The organism is Leptospira langatensis, from assembly GCF_004770615.1.
Lineage (GTDB): Bacteria > Spirochaetota > Leptospiria > Leptospirales > Leptospiraceae > Leptospira_B > Leptospira_B langatensis.
In genome coordinates, this window is sequence record NZ_RQER01000010.1 from 268,596 (window position 1) to 288,969 (window position 20,374).

Sequence of the window (20,374 nt, forward strand, 5' to 3'; positions counted from 1 at the left end):
TAGGTATGTGGAGTCTTCTTCCCAAATCGAATCTATTTCGTTCCATTTTTCTTTTTCTAAGTCTTTCTCTCTTCGCTAATTCTTTCCTATTTGCGAACGAAGACATTTTTTCCGAAGTCCGCTCTTCTCTCGAATCCAGAGTGAAAAAGGTCGTACTGAAAAACGGCATTCGTCTCTTGATGATGAAGAGAGAAGGATCTCCTACTGTGGCGGTATATACCAAGTTCTTGGTAGGTTCTTCCGACGAAACTCCCGAGATTGCGGGCACGGCTCATCTTCTGGAACATATGCTTTTCAAGGGCACTAAGAATATCGGTGTCACCAATTACGAAAAAGAAAAGATCTACTTGGATCAGATCCGTGTATGGGGGAAGAGACTGGACTCTTATCGCCTGCAGGAAAGGGAGCTCATCCAAAAGGGCGAGCCAGTTCCCGAAAAATTGATCACAGACAAAAATGTTTTAGAGGGTCGCTTCAAGAGCCTTCTCGAATTGCATCGTAAGTTCGTGGTGTCCAACGAGGATTCTTATATCTATGATAAGAATGGTGGGACTGGGTTCAACGCGTATACCACGAACGATGTTACGAATTATCAGATCCTTCTTCCTTCTAATCGTTTGGAGATCTGGGCAAAATTGGAATCGGATCGTCTGAAGGATCCTATATTAAGGGAATATTATACGGAACGGGATGTAGTCCTAGAAGAGCGCAGAATGAGGGTGGAAAACCAGGGCATGGGAATTCTCAGAGAGAAGTTCCTTGGAACCGCCTTCGAGAAGCATGCGTACGGCATGCCGGTTATCGGTTTCGAATCTAATTTACCTTTTCTTGATATAGATAAGACTGAGGATTTCTTCCAGAAGAAGTATAGACCTCATAATATGGCGATCGGGATCGTGGGAGATGTGGACTTCTCCCAGACCGAGGCCTTGGTGCGAAAATACTTCGAGAACATTCCCGATGGAGAGTCTCCTAAGCCTTCTAATGTTGCAGAAAGCTACGACCATGAAACTAGAAGAGTGACCGTAAAACATTCTTCCGGCCCGATGAAGGTTATGGGTTGGTTGACCCCTGCCGCTCCTCATCCGGATCGCCCTGTACTGGAATTGATCGACGCGATCCTTTCTCAGGGAGAAACAGGAAGATTGTACAAGAGATTGGTTCTGAGAGACAAGCTTGCCCAAAGAGTTTCCTGTTGGACGGGAGAGCCTGGGGAGCGATACGCAAATCTATTCGCGATCTATGTGACCAACGTTCGCGGCGCCGATCCGGACAAGATCGAATCCGCTATCTTAGAGGAAATAGAATCCCTAAAAAAAGAAGCGGTTTCCGAAGAAGAACTCTTAAAGATCAAGAATCAGATCGTGGGAGATTATATCCGAGGCTTAAACAGCAATTCTAAACTCGCCGACGTTCTCACATATTATGAACTGGTCGCGGGAGATTGGACGGAGATCTTCGACGATTATTCCCGACTGGATAGAGTAACTCCCGGAGATATTATGAGAGTGACCCAAAAATACTTCTCTCCCCGCAATTTGACTGTCGGGGACCTGATCAACTCCGACGGAGAAAAGAAATGAATATTCAAAAATCTTTATGCTCTTTCGGTCTGATCTCTCTCGTTTGCCTTGCCGGCTTAGATGCGGCTCCCGGAGATTTTGTAAAGGACGTACGTATTCCTCCTTTGGAGTTCCATTTTCCCGAGATCAAGGAGATCGGAAAGGATGCGAACACTCGCATTCTGTTCCTGGAAAACTCGGAGTTTCCTACGCGCACGCTGGAGATCTCTTTTTATACAGGACCTTCTTTTTATCCGAATATTCCGACCGAACTTGTGGAGATCTTTCCCGAGGCTTGGAAGAAGGGAGGGACCGTTTCTCATCCGGGAGAATCCTTTGCGGAAGTCTGGGAATCTTATGGTTCCAAGATGAGAGTGGCCTCGGATCTGGAGACTGTGACCTTGACCTTCTCCTGGCTTTCCAGATACGACAAGGAATCATTGGCGTTGATCTCCGAGTTCTTAAAGGAGCCTCTATTCGGCCAGGATGCTTTCGAGATCGCAAGATTGCAATTGGGAGAGCAGATCAAGAGAAGGAACGATAATATCATGGGTCTTGCTTTCCGCAAGGCCAACGAGTTGGTATATAAGGGAAAAGTAAAAGGTAAATCCGTTTCTATTTCCGTTCTGGACCAACTCCAAGAAGCATCCTTAAAGGAATTCTATACGAAACAGCTCTTGAGTTCTAGGCGATCTATTTTGGTCACAGGTAAATGGAAAGAAGAAGAGATCCCGGAGTTCCTGCAAGGTATCCTTCCTCCTTTTTCCGGAAGTCCGGTGACTGAGCCCCAAGTCTCTGTCCAGGCGGATCTTTCCAAGAACTTGGATAAGGAAGTCAAGAACCTAGTCGTAGATAAGGCAAACACTCAGAACGTAGTATTGTTTATGGGGGTTGGGCCGGCGCATAACGACAAGGATTTCTATGCGATCCAAGTCTTGAACTATATCATTGGAGGAGGGGGATTTAACTCTTACTTCATGAGTAAGATCCGATCGGATAAGGGACTCGCATATTCTTCTTCTAGTCAGCCTATTTTTGAAAAGGATCATTCCGTTCTGTATTTCTTCACTCAGACAAAATCCCAGAGTACTATGGAAGTCTATAATCTGATGGGCGAGATCTTAAGCGACTCCAGCTTCTCCAAGATCTCTGAAGAAGAATTAAGAAATGCTAAAGAAGCCATCTTGAACAAATTCATTTTCCTCTTCACGGATTCCATGGAGATCTTGAGGAACGAAGTGCGCTTCAGAGAGCATAAGATGCCAAAGGATTATCTTCGTAAGTACAGGGACAAGATCCAAGAAGTAAGTCTTTCCGATCTAAAGAGAGTGGGTAAGACGTATTTTAGAAGAGATAAATTGACCGCGGTAGTCTCCGGGCCTAAGTCTTCCGTTTCTTCGGAGCTAAGTGGACAGAAGGTGATCGGGCCGGAAGATCCGGTTCCTTGAAGAATGGAGAGTAAGTTCCAACATAGAGGTTATATTTTCGAAGGAATTTCCGAAGGAGGGGTCAGGACTTCCGTAGTTATGCCTCGCTTGAATCTGATGTTCGATATCGGACATCAGAATCCGAATCGGGTCCATATAGAAAGGCTTTTGCTGACTCACGCTCATCTGGATCATTCTGCCGGATTGCCGTATTATATTTCTCAGAGGTCTCTACGTAAACTTCCCCCACCTAAGATCTATCTTCCTGAAAGTCTAGAGGCTCCTATGAGAGAGATCTTGTCTTTGTATTCCAAGATAGAAGGTTTTCCCTATCTTTATGAGATGAAGTCTTTGCGAGAAGGAGAAGAAGTGGAGCTAGATCCTTATCATTCTTTTCGGGCATGGAAGACATTCCATAGAGTGGAATCCCAAGGATATACTGTCTATGAGAAACGTAAAAAACTAAAGCCGGAGTTTAAAGGACTAAGCCAAAGCGAGTTGCTCCAAAAAAAAACAGAATCGATCGATGTGAATGAAGTCCATGAAAAACCAGTCGTAAGTTTTTCCGGAGATACTAAGATCGAATACGTTCTCACCCATAAGGATGTGGCTGAATCCGAGGTTCTATTCATAGAATGCACGTACATCGATCATGAAAGGAACGTGGAGAATGCAAGAGAATGGGGGCATATCCATTTGGACGAGATCCTTCATAATATCTCCTCGTTTAAGAATGAGAAGATCGTGCTTATCCACTTCTCCAAAAGATATCCGCTCCATTATATTAAAAAAGTATTATCTAAGAGGATCCCTGATTCGGAAAAGGATCGCTTTCATCTATTTCTTCCGGATTGATACGTTATGACAAAGGATCCGAATCGAAAATACGGGAATTCCATCTATAAGGAAGGTTTAGAGGATTGGATCCATTCCGAGCTGGTGCCTAGGCCTTTTCCTTGGTTGAAGGAATTAGAGGAAAAGGCCTTACAGGATAAGTTTCCGGTTCTCAGTCCTGCTTCCGGCTCGGTATTAGCATTCTTGGTCGCTTCTTGGAAACCGGATAGCATTTTGGAGCTAGGAACCGGCTATGGTATCTCTCTTGCTTGGATGATCTCCGCTCTTTCTTCTTTCGCAAAGATAGTCACTGTGGATAGAGAGGTTCAGTTTATAGGAACTGCTCGCTCCTATTTATCAAGGCTCGATCCTAAATCCTTCGAACTAGAGTTCAAAGAAGGGGAATGCTTGGATGCACTCCAAGTATTTTTGGGATCTTCTCCTAAGCAAAGCAGAGAGTTTCTTTTTGTAGACTGCGATAAGATACGCTATCCCGAGATCCTAGAAAAGGTATTGTCCCAAGGGAGAGGTCGTAGACTCAGAGTCGCCTTTGATAACGTTCTATGGCATGGACGGATCATGGATCCTTCGAACCAAGCTCCTTCTGACATAGCTGTGCGCAAGGTTTGGTCCTTGATCCAAGACTCGAAGCTTCCATACACATTATTCCCAGTAGGTGATGGAATATTATGTTTCGATTTTTCCGAATAAAAAGCTTGTTTGTCTCTTAAGCATCGTATTATATTACCGCGAAGGGTCGGTAACATGATAAAAATTTCTTTCCCTCGGATCATTGCGATACTCTCTTGCTTGGTCCTATTTACGTACGGCGTAACTGCACAAAACAAACCTGCAGCTGGAGACGGCAAGGGCACCACTCTCGGATCCGCAGCGGAAGATCCGAAATACCAAGGAGACTACTTGGAAGAGTTCCATTTCGCTCGGACCTTGGATTCCACTCAGAATAAACTGAAGGGAGATCTGGGGGCCTTGGAAGTGGTGGTCAAAAATTTCGGTTCTCAGGTCCAAGGATCTCAACAAGACTTCGACGGTATTTGGAAGAAATACAACGAGGCATATCGTTATTCTTTAATGCGCAAATATGTGGTGGCCGGTCGTAAGATGAGGGAAACCGAAGACGAGACCAATAAGCTCTACGGAAAATTCTCCGATTTATACAACCAAAAAGTGGATCAGCTCTTGGGGGAATGTGCGGATGCGATCGTTGCCATCGAGCAAAAACAAGGCCCAGGCAATGCTGCAAAAGGCGCTGGTGGAAGAGAGATCTCCCTGAATCAACACAAGCTGCAGATCGCTTATTACCAATTCATCCAAGCGGAGAGAATGAGACGGGACTCCAGATTCAAGGATAGTCTCATGCATCTTCGGATCGCTAAGGAATATGGCATCTCCATTTTGAGCAAGTTAAAGACAGAAGAAGAGAGTAAGAACGTAAGAGAGAAATACAAGATCGACCTAAGCGATAATCGCAATATGGTCTACGCCGAATCCAAACTTTGACCTTTCTCTCAGAAATTAATTTCTGGATTTCTTGACGTATCTCCTACGGGTATCAGTTTAGTAAGATACCCTAGGAGAAAAAAATTTCCTTACGTGATCCAGAAGATATTTCCCTTTCTGATTCTTTGCCTATTTGCCTTCTCACTAAACGCTCAGGAATCTCCCAAAAAAAACTATAATATCGTGATCGACCCTGGCCACGGTGGCCTGGATCTAAAGCCCAAGGAAGAACATGGGGACAAGTACGATCCCATCTCCAAGAAATATCTCGAACCGTACAAAGCGGGAGCGCAGACTAAGACAAGAAGAGAAAGCGAAGTCGTCTTAGCTCTTGCGAAAGAGGTAAAGGAGATCTTGGATCTTACTAAAACTGCGGACGGCTTCGAGACGTTTCGTTCTCATGCGAAAAAATTTACGGACGAATCCCTTCCTTGGATCCGCATCGATTCCGATCTGACTCGGGAAGAAACGGCAAAGGAAGAAGGAGCCGATCTAAATTCGGATCCGAACGCATTTTATAGACTGTATGATTATCCGGACAAGAAGACCGGCAAGCTAAGGCCGGGGAGGATCTCTAGGATCAATGCGGCTAGGCCTTATCTCGTATTATCTTTGCATTTGAATCCAAGTTGGAAGGGACATCCGGGAGGAATGGCTGCAGTTCTATCTCCTTCTTATCGTACTTTCTATTCTCTTCGCAAGATCTCGGAAGGAGGTTCCTCTAAGTCTTTTGAGAATGGGCCTTGGAGCGAATGGATGCGATTTAAAATGGAATGGACCCGTTTGCAAAATGCGGTCGCAGATGCTTGGATCTATTTTAACGGGTATTGGCCGAATAAGTCCGGAAAGAAAACGGATCTTTCCAATTTTGAAGGCTATCGCCAAAATATGGTGACTTGGAAGTACGCGGATCCACCCGGTTGGATCGACAAAGCTGTGTTAGATGGACCGGGACCTTATGCCAAAAAACATTCCGAGTATTCGGCCAAGGGAAAGTTTTGGGATAGGGAAAGAGCCGAGCCGGAGCTATGGAGAAGGGAAGACGGCCAGGAAGGATTCGGCGGTGACAATCATTATGCCGCGGCGGAATTGATGAGATTCGTGCAATACGGTTTACGAAATATCCCTTACGACGACGAGGAGCTAACCTCTCCCGGGCCGATCAATGATCCATATATATCCACTTATAGTTTGCCTACCTTTATCAACGCGATCTCCGCTTATATCGAAATAGGTTATATAGATAAGGAGAAGGACATGAGGATCCTTACCAAGAGGAGAAGGGACACTGCGGTCTCTCTTGCAGTAGGAATCTATTCATTGTTTCACGGCATTAAAATGAAACCAGTTGATTCCGCTTATATTCCTAAAGGAAAGAAGATCAACTGGTCTAGATACGAAACCTGGAAAGATAATAATTATTTCCGAGTAGTCCGTGAAGATTGATTCGAAAGGATCCTGCCATTTCCATGGGACAGGCAGGCCTTGTGCTTGTTTAAATACTTTCTTGCAGCTTTCTCTCTTCTGATTTTCTGCGAGTGATCTCTGCAAAAGTCTCCTCATACTTAGGATGAACTGTCCCGAATACATAATCCCAGATCGTAGTGTATAGACCGTAATTGTATCGAAAGCTTTGGTGGTGCATATCGTGGCTCGTATTCGTATTGATCCATTTTAGGAACCGGCTCGAGACCATCCAAGAAGGAAAGATCTCGTATCCACTATGGCCCAGGACATTCCTCACGATTTGAAATGTCATAAAGACCAGGAGTGCGAGAGGATGGACTGGAAACAGAGAGGCTATTATGGGAAGAATTAGAGCATGGACCAACGCTTCCCAAACACTAAAAGAATAGGCAGTCCAAGGAGAAGGGATCATGGAATCATGATGTACCTTGTGGACTGCCTTAAATAGCCAGCGGGTATGCATGAGTCTATGGGTCCAATAAAAGTAAAAGTCTTGGATCGCTAATATGAGTAATGTGCTGAGGATCAAATATCCCCAACCGTGATCTTCAATTCTTTCGTAAAACTGAAAGTATCCGTATTTTCGGAGCACAAGTACTACGAAGGTAACTAAGGTGTATACCACGACGGAAGAAACAGAATGCAAAAATTCCTTTCTGAACTGGGAGTTTGTGGCTGTCTTATTCTGGATCTTTCGATTTTGGAAGGGATGTTTCCAGATATAGAAGATCAGGAATGCCAAACTAGCGAAGGCAAGGTATCTCAAAAAATCTATTAAGAAGATTGTGGGAATTGCAGGAGCTAACTCCGACAGATAGGTAAGCAATTGGTCTTGGAAGCACATATTCGATCCTTTGCGCCAGTTCGGCGCTACAGATGATTAAACCAGATTTCGTGCTCCGATTCCGATCGATTTCGGCCAAATGCTGATCGATTCCGGATTCGATCGTTATTTTCTGAGTTCTTTCTGCTTTCTAAAATCGCTAGGTGTTGTTCCTACAATTTCTCGGAAAGCCCGATTGAAAGGAGCAAGGGAGCCATAGCCCAGATCCATCGCAATTCGCAAGACTTGGATCTCTTTTTTACCCGGATCGGAAAGGATAGCCTTAGCTTCTTGTATCCTAAAATAATTCAGGAACTCGTTGAAGTTCCTATATCCAAGGCCTTTGTTGATCAATCTTCTTACTTTCTTTTCTGGGACATTCAATCTTTGGGCAAGGCCTAGGATGGTAAGATTTTCATGCAGGTATACCTTTTGATCGGCCAAGAGTACGTTCAGCTTTTTCAGAAGATTCTCATCCAGTGGTTCTTCTTCGTCTTTAGTTTCCTTATCCCGGATCGGAAAACTATTCTCTCGAAATTCGAAGATCCGAAAAGAGATGAAGAAAACCAATATAAAAATAAAGAAGGAGTTTACCAGATCCAATGTGGCGGAATATTCTTCATGCCTGGTGATCACTTCTACCAAAACCACACCCATGCTATACAATCCGGTTAAGGAGGCAAAGATTACCCGGAACTCCCTTCGAGATTCTAGTAGATCGATCTTCTTATCGTTTAAGACTTTTGCTAAGGTCCAAAGGATCAAGATGAGATAAAAGACTTGGGGAGAGCTAAAAAGGATCTTAGAAATAACGGATGTGTCGCTAGCTGCTCCTGAGAACAAGAGTATATAAGAGCTATATGTATTAACAAAAAGGAATAAGGCTCCATGCCAGGGTCTCAGTTTGAAATCGTCTTCGAACAGACTGGATACGAAAAGGAAGAATAGAACGGAAACGGAGTGGCAACCGGTATACACGATCATTGCCCAGAACAGATCCACATTGGAATGATGGACCCAAGGGCAAATAAAGTAAGCGATCAAGGAGAGGGAAAACAGGCTCCCTAAAACATTTTGGTAAGAGAACTTTACCCGAATGAGAAAGTTTAGGATGAGAAATCCTAGTTGAGTGATTGTTGCGGCCTTTAGGCAGAGTATGAGCGTTTCAGTTTGTAACATTTTGGAGGAGAGAAGTTTGCTACAGATTGGACTTTCTTTTTCTCCTGAGTTCAGTAGTTCTTCTTAATTCTCTCGTCTTTCAATCAAAAATTCATTCTATGATTTACGGAATTTGACCCCTAAGCTAGAGAATTCAAGTGGGCCGTTTTCAACCCTATATGCCTGGAAGCCTTCGCTTCTTAGGAGTTTCACCGCTTCTTCGGACAAAACGCAATACTTTCCTCTACAATAGGCGAGTATCTTTTTACGTTTAGGGAGCTTAGATATCTGGGATCTTAGTTCCTTCAAAGGAATGGAAATGGATCCGGGGACATGGCCTGCATTGTACTCGTACTCGGGTCTCACGTCGATCAGTATGAGTTCTTTGGATAATACCCGTTTTATGAAATCTTTATATTCTAGTTCATCTAGTTTCTGTTCGGGATCAAAGAAGGAATCCATTTCTACTTGGATCTCCGCATTGAACTGTTTTCCGGCAGAGGAGATTGTATCGAAGACTGAGATTCCCGCACTTTCTATTTGATAGAAGATATTTCGTCCTTCTCTTCTGTCTCGAACGAGTTTGCATTCTTTTAGGATTTGAAGATGGTGAGAAGTGGCGGCCACGCTCATGCCGATCTCTTTGGATAATATTTCTACGTTCTTCTCCGCCTGGACCAAAAGATCTAATATTTCTACACGCTTCGGATCGGAGATGGCTTTACCGTATTTTGCCAGAACGGTGTAAATGAAATTCTTGAATTCTCGGCCGGTCTTCTTTTGTTCCATGCTTCCTCAAATATTCAAATACATATTTGAATATTTGATTGACCGACTGTCAATGTATTTTCGAATACCGGTATGAAGGTAAGAGACAGCGGGATGCCTGAGAAAGCATATTGGGAATCTCTTTTCGACGTACCTTTGGTTTTAGAAAGAATGGATCTTTTCGAAGCAAAGGGGATCATCGTGGAATTTGGGTCCGGATATGGGACTTTCACTCTTCCTTTAGCAAGATATAATCGGAACTCTATCCTCGCTTTCGAGATCGAAAAAGATCTAGTCGAAGATCTAAAACAGAAGGCTAAAATTCATTCACTCGAGAATATTCATGTTTTTGAAAAGGATATTGTTGAGAAGGGCACTTCTCTCAATGAAAACCTAGTCAGTTACGTGATGGTCTTTAATCTACTTCATCATGAAAATCCGATATCCATATTAAAAGAGGCTTTTCGAATTTTAAGACCAGGAGGAATTGCGGGACTCATTCATTGGAATTACGATCCGAATACTCCGAGAGGTCCTAAAATGGAAATTCGTCCTAAGCCAGAGGAAATACATCTTTGGGCAGAGGAGGTCGGGTTTCATATAAAGTCCTCTCAACCTATTGATCTTCCTCCTTTTCACTACGGTTTCTTGGCTGAAAAATAAACTAAATAAATCGAATGTTAAGTAGAGTATTTGCTTACAATATTCATTTAGACATCAAACATTTTCAGATCTTATTCATAAATTTTTAATGTTTGTTCCCGTTCGCTTGCTCCTCGCCAGATAATTCTTTGAATCCATTCGCTTAGATCCAAGTAAGTAAGAAATATCTTACAGAACTGGGCTAGATCAAATTTATGCAGGATCATATCAAAGAACATTGGGAAGTAATTGTAATCGGAGGAGGGCAGGCCGGATTATCCGCTGGACATTATCTAAGATCGAAAGGAGTGGATTTTCTGATCCTGGATTCTTCCAAAGAGGTAGGCGATTCGTGGAAGAATAGATGGGACTCTCTCGTTCTATTTACTCCCAGAAGATTCGATGGACTTCCTGGATATCCGTTTCCGGGAGATGCAAATACCTTTCCAAACAAGAATGAAATGGCGAGCTATCTAAAGGATTACTCACGCAAATTCTCTTTGCCCATCCTTCCGAATACCAGTGTGGAAAGAATTACGAAGGGACCGAAGGGATTCTCTTTGGAGACTAAATCAAAAATGTTTTCTTGCTCCAATGTCATTGTCGCAACGGGACATTCTTTTCCTAAAATTCCCGATTTTAGCATCAATATAAAATTTGATATAAAACAAATACATTCTTCTCAATATAAGAATCCCTCCGAACTTTCTGACGGAGATGTTCTGATCGTTGGCGCAGGTACTTCAGGTGTTCAGTTGGCGATGGAGATCTCTCATACTCATAAAACTTTTATATCCGGAAAGATCCCTGGAAAGATACCGGATCTTCTTTTTAGATTTTCAGGTTTCTATTGGTGGTTTATTAGCAATATCTTAACAATCCGTACTCCGATCGGTAGAAAGATCCGAAGGCAAGTCCTTACTAGTGGAGCCCCTTTGATCAAAGAATCGGAGAAAGACCTAAACGTTTCGGGAGCGATCAGGGTGCCTAGGATTGTAGGGGCAAAAGATGGACTTCCTTTGTTGCAGGACGGAAAAACCCTACAAGTTTCGACTATCGTATGGTGCACCGGCTTTAAGCCAGATTTTTCTTGGATCCAAGTTCCTTATTTACGATTGGACGATTTAGGCTGGCCTGTCGCTCCGAGAGGGATTTCCAATGTGAAGGGATTGTATTTTCTCGGAAATCTTTTTCAATTCGGACTTACTTCTTCTCTTGTAGGTGGAGCTGGAAGGGATGCGATGCATGTCGTTGAAGAATTGCTTTTAGATCGGGAAGAATAGTGTAGGATGCAAGTATGAAACCGTTACTTCTTGTATTAGACGATTGGGAAGGAAGAATAGAATCTTCTTCCGTTTGGAAAGGGCTTACCGATCAGATCGATATTCACTTTTTGAAGGAGTCGATTCTCAGTTCGAATTACGAAAGGATCCGAGAAGCGGAATTCTTGATGGCGATCAGAGAGCGAACGACTCTTTCGGAAGAAGTATTCGGCTTACTGCCCAAATTGAAATTGATCCTTCAGACCGGTGGTCATGCGTATCATCTGGATAAGGATGTAGCAGTAAAAAGAGGGATCCAAGTCGCTTTAGGAAGAAGGGTCCAAGCTCCTTTGAAATCTGTTCCTGAACTTACGATGGCCATGATGTTGAGCTTAGTACATCATTTGCCCCAAGCACAGATCGAAATGCGTAACGGCAATTGGCCGTCCTTGCTCGGAAGGACTCTGAGTGGTAGAACCTTAGGGATACTCGGCCTCGGTCGTCATGGTTCAAGAGTTGCCCAAATTGCAAGATCTGCTTTTAATATGAATGTAGTTGCATGGGAAAGACCCGGTTCTCAGAAAGTAGAAGGTGGCGAATATAAAAGGATCCCTTTGGAGGAACTCTTATCGAAGAGCGATATCGTTAGCGTTCATTTAAGACTTTCTCCTGAATCGGTAGGGCTTTTGGATTCGGAAAGATTTAAACAGATCAAAGAAGGCAGTATTCTTATCAATACGGCAAGAGGAGCAATCCTCGACGAGATCGCGCTCGTAAACGCATTGAAAAGTAAACGCTTGGCTGGAGCCGGTTTAGATGTATTCGGAGAGGAACCGCTTAGTAAGGATTCCCCTCTTCGTTCTTTTCCGAATGTTCTACTAACTCCTCATATAGGATGGACTGTTGAGGAAGTATTCGAGGAGTTTGCAGAGATCGCTTCGATTCAATTGATGCAATTTCTCAGAGGAGAATTGCCTGAATCGGAGCTATTAAAATAATATCTTTGATATTTATCAACTTAGCCCTTTACGCGTCGTCCAAAATTTGGATGACAAAATTAAATTCGTTCTACAAATACACTCTACATCAAAACCCCATCGTTTTTCGGGAATGATGGTGAGATACAAAAACAGAACGATTTAACGTCGTCTACAAAATCAATCGTGCAAGTCATCCTCAAGAAGAGTTTATTCTCGTCTTGAAGTTGCATTTCAATCGAGAATGGTAGAAATGGGAAACGAGAGTTTGGATTCGACGGTTAACAAGATCAGATTAGGAATCGTACTGCTAATAGCTTTACTTCCTTTTCCGATCATTCAGATTTTTCATTCTTCCTTATATTTCGAATCCCGGATCCCTCCGTATCTTCTATTTCACAATATCGCAGAATCATTCAGCATATTTGTATCTATGTCCATATTCGGTGTGGGTTGGTTTACTTATCCCCAAAGTAAGGATAGGCATACTCTGTTCCTTGGGACAGTATTTCTGGGAATTGCTTTAATGGATATGATGCACATGTTGGCCTACGCAGGTATGCCGGACTTTGTTACATCGAATTCTCCGAATAAGTCCACCCAATATTGGATTATTGTCCGGATTTATGCGGCGCTATGTTTTTGTATAAGCGCCTTCCTTCCGAACGAAAATAACTCGGGCCGTTTGAGATGGGTATTCTTGATCTTTCCGCTCTTGGTCTCACTTGTTTCCTTTATAGTAATCACTTTCTATCCTTCTCTTGTACCGATCACGTTTTCTGCCACCGAAGGACTTACTCCTTTTAAACGGAATTCCGAATTTTTGGCCATGGGGTTATTGATCTTCGCGATGATCGCTTATTGGTTTAGGATACGGAAATACGGATGGGATCCGAATAAATACTATCTCTATGCTTTCGTTTTCTGTATACTCAGTGAATTGGTTTTTGCAGTGTATACCACTGTATTTGATATATATAATATATTAGGGCATATTTATAAGATTGTTTCCTTCTACTTGATCTACAAAGGAGTTTTCATTTCCTCGATCAATAAACCGTATAAGCAATTGCTGGATACGAATAATCTTCTTAAAGAGGAGATTATCGAGCATGGTAGGGTCCGTCACGATCTGGCGGAGTCCTTATCCGAGAAAGAGGCTTTGATCCGAGAGATCTATCATCGTTCCAATAATACGTTACAGGTCATAGGCAGCCTTATCTTTCTGCAGGCGGAAACCTATCCTGAAAATAAGAGCGTAAGGTTGATCGCCCAAAGGACCCAGGATCGTATACATGCGATTTCCTTGGTACATAGACTACTATTTGCGGAGAGGGATCTTTCTTCTATCTCGGTCCGAAAGTATGTTTCTGAATTGGCGGATTACGTGTTGAGAGCGAACGAAGACAGTTCCCGTGACGTAAATCTTACTGTAGACGTAGAAGATAAGAAGATTTTAATGGACGTTGCCATCCCTATTGGACTTATCCTTTCCGAATTCTTAAGCAATACCATGAAATATGCATTTCAAGATTCTTCTTCAGGGAATATTTCCATTTCTTTTTTTGAGGATCCTTCAGGGAGATATGTTCTAAACTATTCGGATGATGGTGTGGGAATGCCGAAGGATTACGATTTTAAGAATAGTACTTCTTTGGGCATCCAGTTAGTCCAAGGAGTCTCTGAAATTCAGCTTGCCGGCAAGATCTCATTCAGGACGGGACCGAACTTCTATTGTGCCATCGATTTCCCCATTGATATATATAAGAAACGAGTTTAGATCAGAATGAGTAAATTGAAGGTTCTCGTTGTAGAGGACGAAATTATCACCGCAATGGTAGTCAAGAGAGAGCTGGAAAAAATCGGCTGTAATGTCTTGGATCTTGCGACTTCGGGGGAAGATGCGGTGCGGATCGCGAAGGCTGGCCGGCCGGATCTCATTCTTATGGATATCACTCTTGCGGGCGAGATTGACGGAGTTACTGCCGCAACTGAAATTAAACTCGAGGCAGATATACCTATAGTCTTCGTAACAGGTTACCAGGACTCGGTTACTAGGGATAGAGCGGCAAAAACGAATCCTCTCGGCTTTTTTGTAAAGCCTCTGCAAATTGTTCAGCTTAAGACGTTAATAGAGGAAAATTTCAAAATTTCCTAATATACTAATGTAACGGCTTTCTGTTAGAAGAAGTCCCCTTGAGAAAATTCTCTATACAATAAAAAAGACGAATTCGATCGCAAAACCGATGTTTGGGAGTTGCGATCGAACTAGCCTATAATGACAGAAAATCTCTTAGTATCTTGAGTTATTCGCTTCGGATCCTATCATCTCCGGAAAGATCTGATTCTTTTCCAAAAGGTTTTCACTTAGATTCAAGAACGCTTTTGCGTTATTGTCGTCCGTCTTGCATTCCATACCATGTTCTTCGCAATAAGAATTGGGTTTATCTCCCACCATAGAGTAAGTGTGCTTCTTCTCGCTATCCACGAAGTGATAGAGAAGAACATCCTTATCAACCCAGCCGATCAAATTTCCGTAGGCAAAGTAAGCGAATCCCGGATCGTTCTTGTCCAGATCCAGAAGATTCCTACCCATAGACGAGAATTTTACGCTCTTATTTACGAAGCCTAAGACGGTAGGAATTACATCCAATTGGGATGCGATCCTATCTTCTTTCGAAGGCTTCACATATTTGGGAGAATATATTAAAAACGGAATATTCCTGTCTTCGAATGGCTCCAAATGCTTATGATGGGAATGATCCGCAACGAAGAAGAAGACCGTATCCTCGAAATAAGGAGAAGATTTCGCCTTTTCCATGAATTTGCCGATCGCCCAATCCGCGTAATGGAGGGAGTTTAGATAATCATAATCCGTTACATTGCTCGAGAAAATATCGAAGCTCTTATTCGGAGTCCTGTACGGGTAATGAGTAGTTAAGGTAAGAGAGACCATCAAGAATGGACTTCTTGCTCCCATCATTTGCTCATGCAGATGTTGCAGGGTATCCCCATCAAAATAACCCCAATCTCCAGTTTCATACTTCCCCGTGCTTTTTATATGTTCTTCGTCTAGAATATGATCAAAGCCCCAGTTCTTAAAGAGCACGTTCATATTATCGAAAGTGATATCTCCACCGTATAAGAAATAGCTTTCGTATCCACCTTGCTTCAATACAGAGGCAACGCTCGAGAATTTATTAACGATTTCTTGCCTGCGAAGTACGGTCAAGCCGGGTAGATCCGGGATCCCAGTGAGAGTGGACAACAGTCCGTTTGCAGTCCTTCCTCCCGTTGCAATGAAATGTTCGAAGAACATGCCTTGTCGGATCAACTGGTTCATTTCCGGTGTGACTTCTTTTCCGTCGACGATCCCTGAACCAGATGGCTTTAGGAATTTTCCGGTCCAGCTTTCCAGCAAGATAATGACTATATTCGGGCTTTTCCCTTTGTTCGTTTTGGGAATGGTCTCTCTCATTAGAGGAAAGGAATCGTTTATGAATTTGCTGCCCGGATACGAGATCTTGTCCTTTACTATATTCAAAGAACGTAATTTAGACATTCTTAGATCTTGATTTACGGATTGATTGAACATATCGGCAACCATCGTGTAGATCCCGTTCATGCTTAAGCAGTTTAAGGCACGATTATCCGAAAAAACCGCGTCGCTGACTCGTAAAGGCCTACTCTGGAGGCCACCTCGTATTAAGACGAAAACGATGATCAAGGCCAAAGGAATTTGAGAATATTCCAGATGTTTTGCCGATTTTGATCCTTTATAAGGATCCCATTTAGCAAACCTTCTCATCGAGAATGGTAAAAGGAACAATACGACAAGCAAGGATGATAGGATCAGGAAGGAGTCGTGACGTATCGCCGATTTGAGCACTACGAAGAAATCTCCGGTCAGAAAAAGAGAACCTTCGTAACCAAGATGTTTGCTCGATTCTCTATAATAAACGAAGTCCGCGACTAAATAACCGATCATCCAGAAATAGATCAGAATGGGAAGAGTCCCCCAAGCCAGTCTATAATACTTCATCCGATTCAGATAATGGATGCAGGATAAAAACCAGATCCATCCTAACAGTATGGCAATAACCGCTAGGTCGAATCTTGCGCCTAGGGCAAATGATACTAGTATCTTGTAGAAGCCTTCTCCTGCAATTTTACTACTATTGTCTATCTCGAAGGCCAACCTTGTTAAGAATAAGGTTAGGAAATAGAGTGTGAAATAAGATCCGATGATCTTTAAGTTTTGCGGGATTTTTTCTCCCAATGTGCGTAATCGCAAAAATAATAAGCTCATGTGAAAGTCTGTTTGTAGGCTCGATCCGAGCGAAACCTTGCATTAATTAAAATTAAACTGAATTGGGCACAATTTGGCCACAATTGATACTATATTGCTGAAGTTTGATCAACTAAAATTACGTACGCGTTATGCGTTTCTTTAAATTTTATCGTTGAAAGGACAGCTTAACGTGGATTTAGGCGGATTGGGGAGGAGGTAAGGATAGTAAAAATTGGATGAGTAATGGCTGATAGATGGATGATTTCGATTCGTATGCTATGAAAATTGCGCTTTTGGCAAGTTTGTGAACAAAGTAAAAAGCGGAATGAATAGAGTCTTGTTTAGACGGTTTGTTTTGGGCTTCGTAATAAGAGCCCGCAAAGATCGAATTGGTTTCCGAGAATCTGGATGCTCGAGGTGATCTTGCTCTGTATACAAATTCGGAAGAAGATAGGCTTGGCTCTTCTCCCATATAGATCTCGATAGAGTCGATAACTGCGTCGAAAGAAAGGGTAAACAGAAGGAAGGCGGAAAAAATAAAATTCCCGGCTTTCTTAAACGAATTTCTACCGACTTTTCTTTGAAAGAATGACAAAGCTCAGACCTTGAGTTCGACCCTAGTTATGTTTCACTAAATGTCAACACTTGTTTAACCTTTGAAATAGCCCGTATTTTCAGCATCCAGGCCAATTTTAGTCTTTTTCTTCGAAGAAGTATGTAGATTTTATTCACGTTATTCAGATATTGCATAGAATGAAAGAGAGAGAGAAAGCCTATTTGGTGTTCTTCCCAAAGGATCCATCGATCCGATTGGATCCCATTGAGGATCTAGAATTGGAGAAAAAGGGAATGTATCCGCTTGGATTCCCCTATGATTGCCTTGTTCTTTCTGATTCTGTCTCCTATCGATTTGAGAATGAAAGGATCCACTTAAACGAAAAAGGCCATCATTCTTCTATGGATCTTCTCCTTTCTACTCGATGGGTAGATACGCCGATCCAAATCAAATTATCTAGAGAAAAGTTCAAAGGGGTGAGCGATCGGGATCTCATTTTGGCGGCCGCTGCCTTAGGAAGATACGAAGAGGCAAACCGTTTTTTGGATCTATCCTCCTTTCTTTCTCTGGGCTATATGCAGAAATATTCCCAAGTGAAAGTCTCTCAATTATTCCAAGCACAGGAGATCCGACTCGGATCCGACGGTCTTCGGTCCAGAATGGTCCGTTTAGATAGTATTTTCAGAAGTCCGATCTTGGGTGGCAATCGTTTCGGCCTTTTAAAGAAACAAAACGGATTTCAAAAGGAATTTCAAGAAGCCTGCGAAACGTTTCTGAATTCTGCGGATAAGGTCTCTCATATTTACGAAGAATTGAAAGAGAAGATCCAAGAGAAACGATTCTTGTTTTGGGGAATGATCGCAGAATATACGATCGTGATCCTCATCTCCCTCGAGTTAGCTATCGAAGTATTGGATTATTTCGGAAAGTAAAGCATTCGGTCCGAAAAGATTCGCTCTATGAGAAAGACGGTATTCGCAATCGGACTCTTCTTCTTTATTTCATATTCTTTATATTCTGAAAAAGAAATAGAAGATATTTCGATTACGAAACCTTCTTCCAAGCAAGAAGAGGAGGAAGAGAAGAAGATAACGACAAATATAGAGTTCGCTTCCGATTTTATCTTTAGAGGAAATACTTTCGGTAGTGAGTCGATCAGCCAAAGAGACGATATCGCATATCGCTCCTTCCTTCCTGCCTATACGTTTCAACCTTCGATTGAGATTCCGGTCACGAACAAATTTACCGTAGAGTTTTGGTTCAATATTTTTCTCACTCATAAAGGAGACAGGGACTCGGACCAAAGGTTTTTGCAGACGGGGCCTTCTGGAATGGAGTTGTTAGGATACTACCAACCGGAATTGGAGCAAGGTAAATTGCCGTTCGATCCTAGAGTAGTGCATCCTTATAAGGAGCAGAACGGATTGAAGAGAGACGATGGGGGAGAGATCCTATTGGAGTACGATCTCCTCGATTCGGATCGCTTTGGGAACTTTTCTGTGGGATTGTTCTCTTATAATACTTTTCTGGCCCAAAACCGTTTCTCTTGGACCCAAATGTTTATTTCATGGAAATTGCCTATCCTGAAATTCCTAGAACCTAAATTATCATTTTATAAAACTACGGATCCGGATACGGATGCCCATACTACCGGGATCAATAAGGGATCAGCTTATATTCCCTTTGAAATACAGCATCAATTCGATATTACCAAGGATCTGAAGTTTATCGCTTCTACTTCCGTAGGATACATTTTTCAAAATAACCCAACGGATCGTCTTTCGGGGTTTTCGGATATTACTACCCAGGCGAAGGTCGATTATAGAAAATTCTTTTTCAGCGTGAATATGGCTTATCGACCGAATTTAGAGATCTATGACAGCAGCTATTTTTTTGACAATGTGACGACATCGATGACAATCAAGGACGGACGAACAGTTGACCCTTCCAAGCAATATGGCCTTGCGAATCAAGCAGTGATCTCTGCGATTGAAGGAGCAACTTCCAATCCTCTCTTACAACAGATATTGATCGATCGATACCAAGGGCAACATATCAAGAGAGAGATCTATTATTTTACCTTAGGCTTTACAAAAGAGTTATAGAGAGAATGATCGAGAATAGCGGAGATAAGTTAGGCATGGAAATCGACAATCGGATCTGGGTTCTGGATTACGTTGACAAGGATGAGATGCATTTTTATCGCAAAACCGATACGTATTTTTCCGGTAAAACAGCTTCTCAGGACGTTGATCTGGTCGAGTTGCCTGCGATCGGTCAAACTCTCATTGTGAATGGAGAGCTCCAATCCGCCGCAAACGACGAATATATTTATCACGAGGCTTTGGTCCATCCGGCATGTCTCTTGAATTCTAAATTGGAAGACGTGTTGATCATAGGAGGGGGAGAAGGAGCGACATTACGAGAAGTAGTAAAGTATTCTTCGGTCCGATCCGTGACCATGGTGGATATAGACAAAGAGTTGGTTTCCTTATTCTCTCAAACATTAAATTCTTGGCATAAAGGATCTTTTCAGGATAAAAGGGCAAAGCTTGTCTTCCAAGATGGAAGGAAGTTTTTGGAAAAGACCCAAGAAAAATACGATGTGATCATTTTGGATCTTCCCACATATTTTGCAGAAAAGTCTAAAGCGTCAGATCCTATCCAAAATCTGTATTCGAAGCAGTTTTACTCCATTTGTTCTTCTCATTTGAAGAAGGGCGGATTGCTTGTTACGCAGGCCTCCGAGTTGACCCCGCTCGATTGGAATGGGCATGCATTGATTCGCAGAACTCTTGCTCGCAATTTTCGGAGTGTGATCAGCTATTCGGGTTTCGTTCCTTCTTTTTATACCAATTGGGGATTTCTATTGGCATCTCAAGAAATGGATCTGGAAAAAATAGGCTCCTCCAAGATAGATGCATTGATCTCCAAGAAAAGGATCGGTCCTAAATTATCTTTCTTTGATGGATTGACATTTGTGGGAATGAGATCCCTCTCTAAGGAATTGAGAAAAAATATATCTAAAAAAGGGAATATAATTTTGGACGACCCTTCCGTTATCGCTCCATTAAAAAAGAATTAAG

The 20,374-nt window shown here is 42.5% G+C and carries 19 protein-coding genes; 14 read left to right on the forward strand and 5 right to left on the reverse strand.

All coding sequences use genetic code 11. The features are described 5' to 3' along the window. Positions 1-5: 5 nt before the first annotated feature. The 6 genes from EHO57_RS15545 (at position 6) to EHO57_RS15570 (ending at position 6,790) form a co-directional block, all read left to right on the forward strand. On the forward strand, positions 6-1,583 hold the full coding sequence (locus tag EHO57_RS15545; protein WP_135645819.1) for a M16 family metallopeptidase: 1,578 nt from the start codon (positions 6-8) through the stop codon (positions 1,581-1,583). Beyond that, positions 1,580-3,010, forward strand: a complete 1,431-nt coding sequence (locus EHO57_RS15550) for a M16 family metallopeptidase (RefSeq protein ID WP_135645818.1) — start codon at positions 1,580-1,582, stop codon at positions 3,008-3,010. Before EHO57_RS15545 ends, EHO57_RS15550 begins: the two co-directional genes overlap by 4 nt. A 3-nt stretch (positions 3,011-3,013) precedes the next feature. Then, complete coding sequence (locus EHO57_RS15555) at positions 3,014-3,844, forward strand: MBL fold metallo-hydrolase (RefSeq protein WP_135645817.1); 831 nt, start codon at positions 3,014-3,016, stop codon at positions 3,842-3,844. Positions 3,845-3,850: 6 nt separating this feature from the next. Next, positions 3,851-4,534 carry an O-methyltransferase gene (locus EHO57_RS15560; RefSeq protein WP_135645816.1) on the forward strand — a complete coding sequence of 228 codons (684 nt, stop codon included), beginning with the start codon at positions 3,851-3,853 and terminating at the stop codon, positions 4,532-4,534. Between the two features lie 54 nt (positions 4,535-4,588). Beyond that, entirely contained in the window at positions 4,589-5,344 is a 756-nt protein-coding gene (locus EHO57_RS15565) for a hypothetical protein (RefSeq protein ID WP_135645815.1), read from the forward strand. Between the two features lie 96 nt (positions 5,345-5,440). After that, the gene (locus EHO57_RS15570; protein WP_425460799.1) at positions 5,441-6,790 is read left to right on the forward strand and encodes an N-acetylmuramoyl-L-alanine amidase; all 1,350 of its coding nucleotides are present in this window, start codon (positions 5,441-5,443) and stop codon (positions 6,788-6,790) included. Positions 6,791-6,839: 49 nt separating this feature from the next. Here the strand turns inward: EHO57_RS15570 and EHO57_RS15575 are convergent, their stop codons facing one another. The 3 genes from EHO57_RS15575 to EHO57_RS15585 form a co-directional block, all read right to left on the reverse strand. Further along, positions 6,840-7,655, reverse strand: coding sequence for a sterol desaturase family protein (locus EHO57_RS15575; protein ID WP_135645813.1), 816 nt, complete (start codon positions 7,653-7,655; stop codon positions 6,840-6,842). 105 nt (positions 7,656-7,760) lie between these two features. Beyond that, positions 7,761-8,813 carry an AraC family transcriptional regulator gene (locus EHO57_RS15580; RefSeq protein WP_135645812.1) on the reverse strand — a complete coding sequence of 351 codons (1,053 nt, stop codon included), beginning with the start codon at positions 8,811-8,813 and terminating at the stop codon, positions 7,761-7,763. 96 nt (positions 8,814-8,909) lie between these two features. Then, positions 8,910-9,581: an ArsR/SmtB family transcription factor gene (locus tag EHO57_RS15585; protein ID WP_135645811.1), complete on the reverse strand. Its 672-nt coding sequence runs from the start codon at positions 9,579-9,581 to the stop codon at positions 8,910-8,912. A 72-nt stretch (positions 9,582-9,653) separates the two neighbouring features. Here EHO57_RS15585 and EHO57_RS15590 point away from each other — a divergent pair, with 72 nt between their 5' ends. The 5 genes from EHO57_RS15590 (at position 9,654) to EHO57_RS15610 (ending at position 14,599) form a co-directional block, all read left to right on the forward strand. Continuing rightward, the gene (locus EHO57_RS15590) at positions 9,654-10,223 is read left to right on the forward strand and encodes a class I SAM-dependent methyltransferase (protein WP_135645810.1); all 570 of its coding nucleotides are present in this window, start codon (positions 9,654-9,656) and stop codon (positions 10,221-10,223) included. 194 nt (positions 10,224-10,417) lie between these two features. After that, a complete protein-coding gene (locus EHO57_RS15595; protein WP_135645809.1) occupies positions 10,418-11,485 on the forward strand; it encodes a flavin-containing monooxygenase in 1,068 nt (355 codons plus the stop codon). Between the two features lie 14 nt (positions 11,486-11,499). Further along, a complete protein-coding gene (locus EHO57_RS15600) occupies positions 11,500-12,462 on the forward strand; it encodes an NAD(P)-dependent oxidoreductase (protein WP_135645808.1) in 963 nt (320 codons plus the stop codon). A 232-nt stretch (positions 12,463-12,694) separates the two neighbouring features. Beyond that, positions 12,695-14,221, forward strand: a complete 1,527-nt coding sequence (locus EHO57_RS15605) for an MASE3 domain-containing protein (protein ID WP_135645807.1) — start codon at positions 12,695-12,697, stop codon at positions 14,219-14,221. A gap of 6 nt (positions 14,222-14,227) precedes the next feature. After that, positions 14,228-14,599 (forward strand): response regulator, encoded by a 372-nt coding sequence (locus EHO57_RS15610; protein WP_135645806.1) that lies wholly within the window; start codon positions 14,228-14,230, stop codon positions 14,597-14,599. A 135-nt stretch (positions 14,600-14,734) separates the two neighbouring features. On the opposite strand, the gene EHO57_RS15615 is transcribed toward EHO57_RS15610, so the two are convergent. Then, a complete protein-coding gene (locus EHO57_RS15615) occupies positions 14,735-16,750 on the reverse strand; it encodes an LTA synthase family protein (RefSeq protein WP_135645805.1) in 2,016 nt (671 codons plus the stop codon). Positions 16,751-16,928: 178 nt separating this feature from the next. Then, entirely contained in the window at positions 16,929-17,327 is a 399-nt protein-coding gene (locus EHO57_RS15620) for a hypothetical protein (RefSeq protein WP_135645804.1), read from the reverse strand. A 158-nt stretch (positions 17,328-17,485) separates the two neighbouring features. Between EHO57_RS15620 and EHO57_RS15625 the strand changes: the two genes are divergently transcribed. The 3 genes from EHO57_RS15625 to EHO57_RS15635 are packed head-to-tail and all read left to right on the forward strand — an operon-like array spanning position 17,486 to position 20,373. Then, entirely contained in the window at positions 17,486-18,220 is a 735-nt protein-coding gene (locus EHO57_RS15625; RefSeq protein WP_135645803.1) for a hypothetical protein, read from the forward strand. Positions 18,221-18,247: 27 nt separating this feature from the next. Further along, positions 18,248-19,393 (forward strand): hypothetical protein, encoded by a 1,146-nt coding sequence (locus EHO57_RS15630; RefSeq protein ID WP_135645802.1) that lies wholly within the window; start codon positions 18,248-18,250, stop codon positions 19,391-19,393. Positions 19,394-19,398: 5 nt separating this feature from the next. After that, entirely contained in the window at positions 19,399-20,373 is a 975-nt protein-coding gene (locus EHO57_RS15635) for a spermine/spermidine synthase domain-containing protein (RefSeq protein ID WP_246050728.1), read from the forward strand. Position 20,374: the final 1 nt, after the last annotated feature.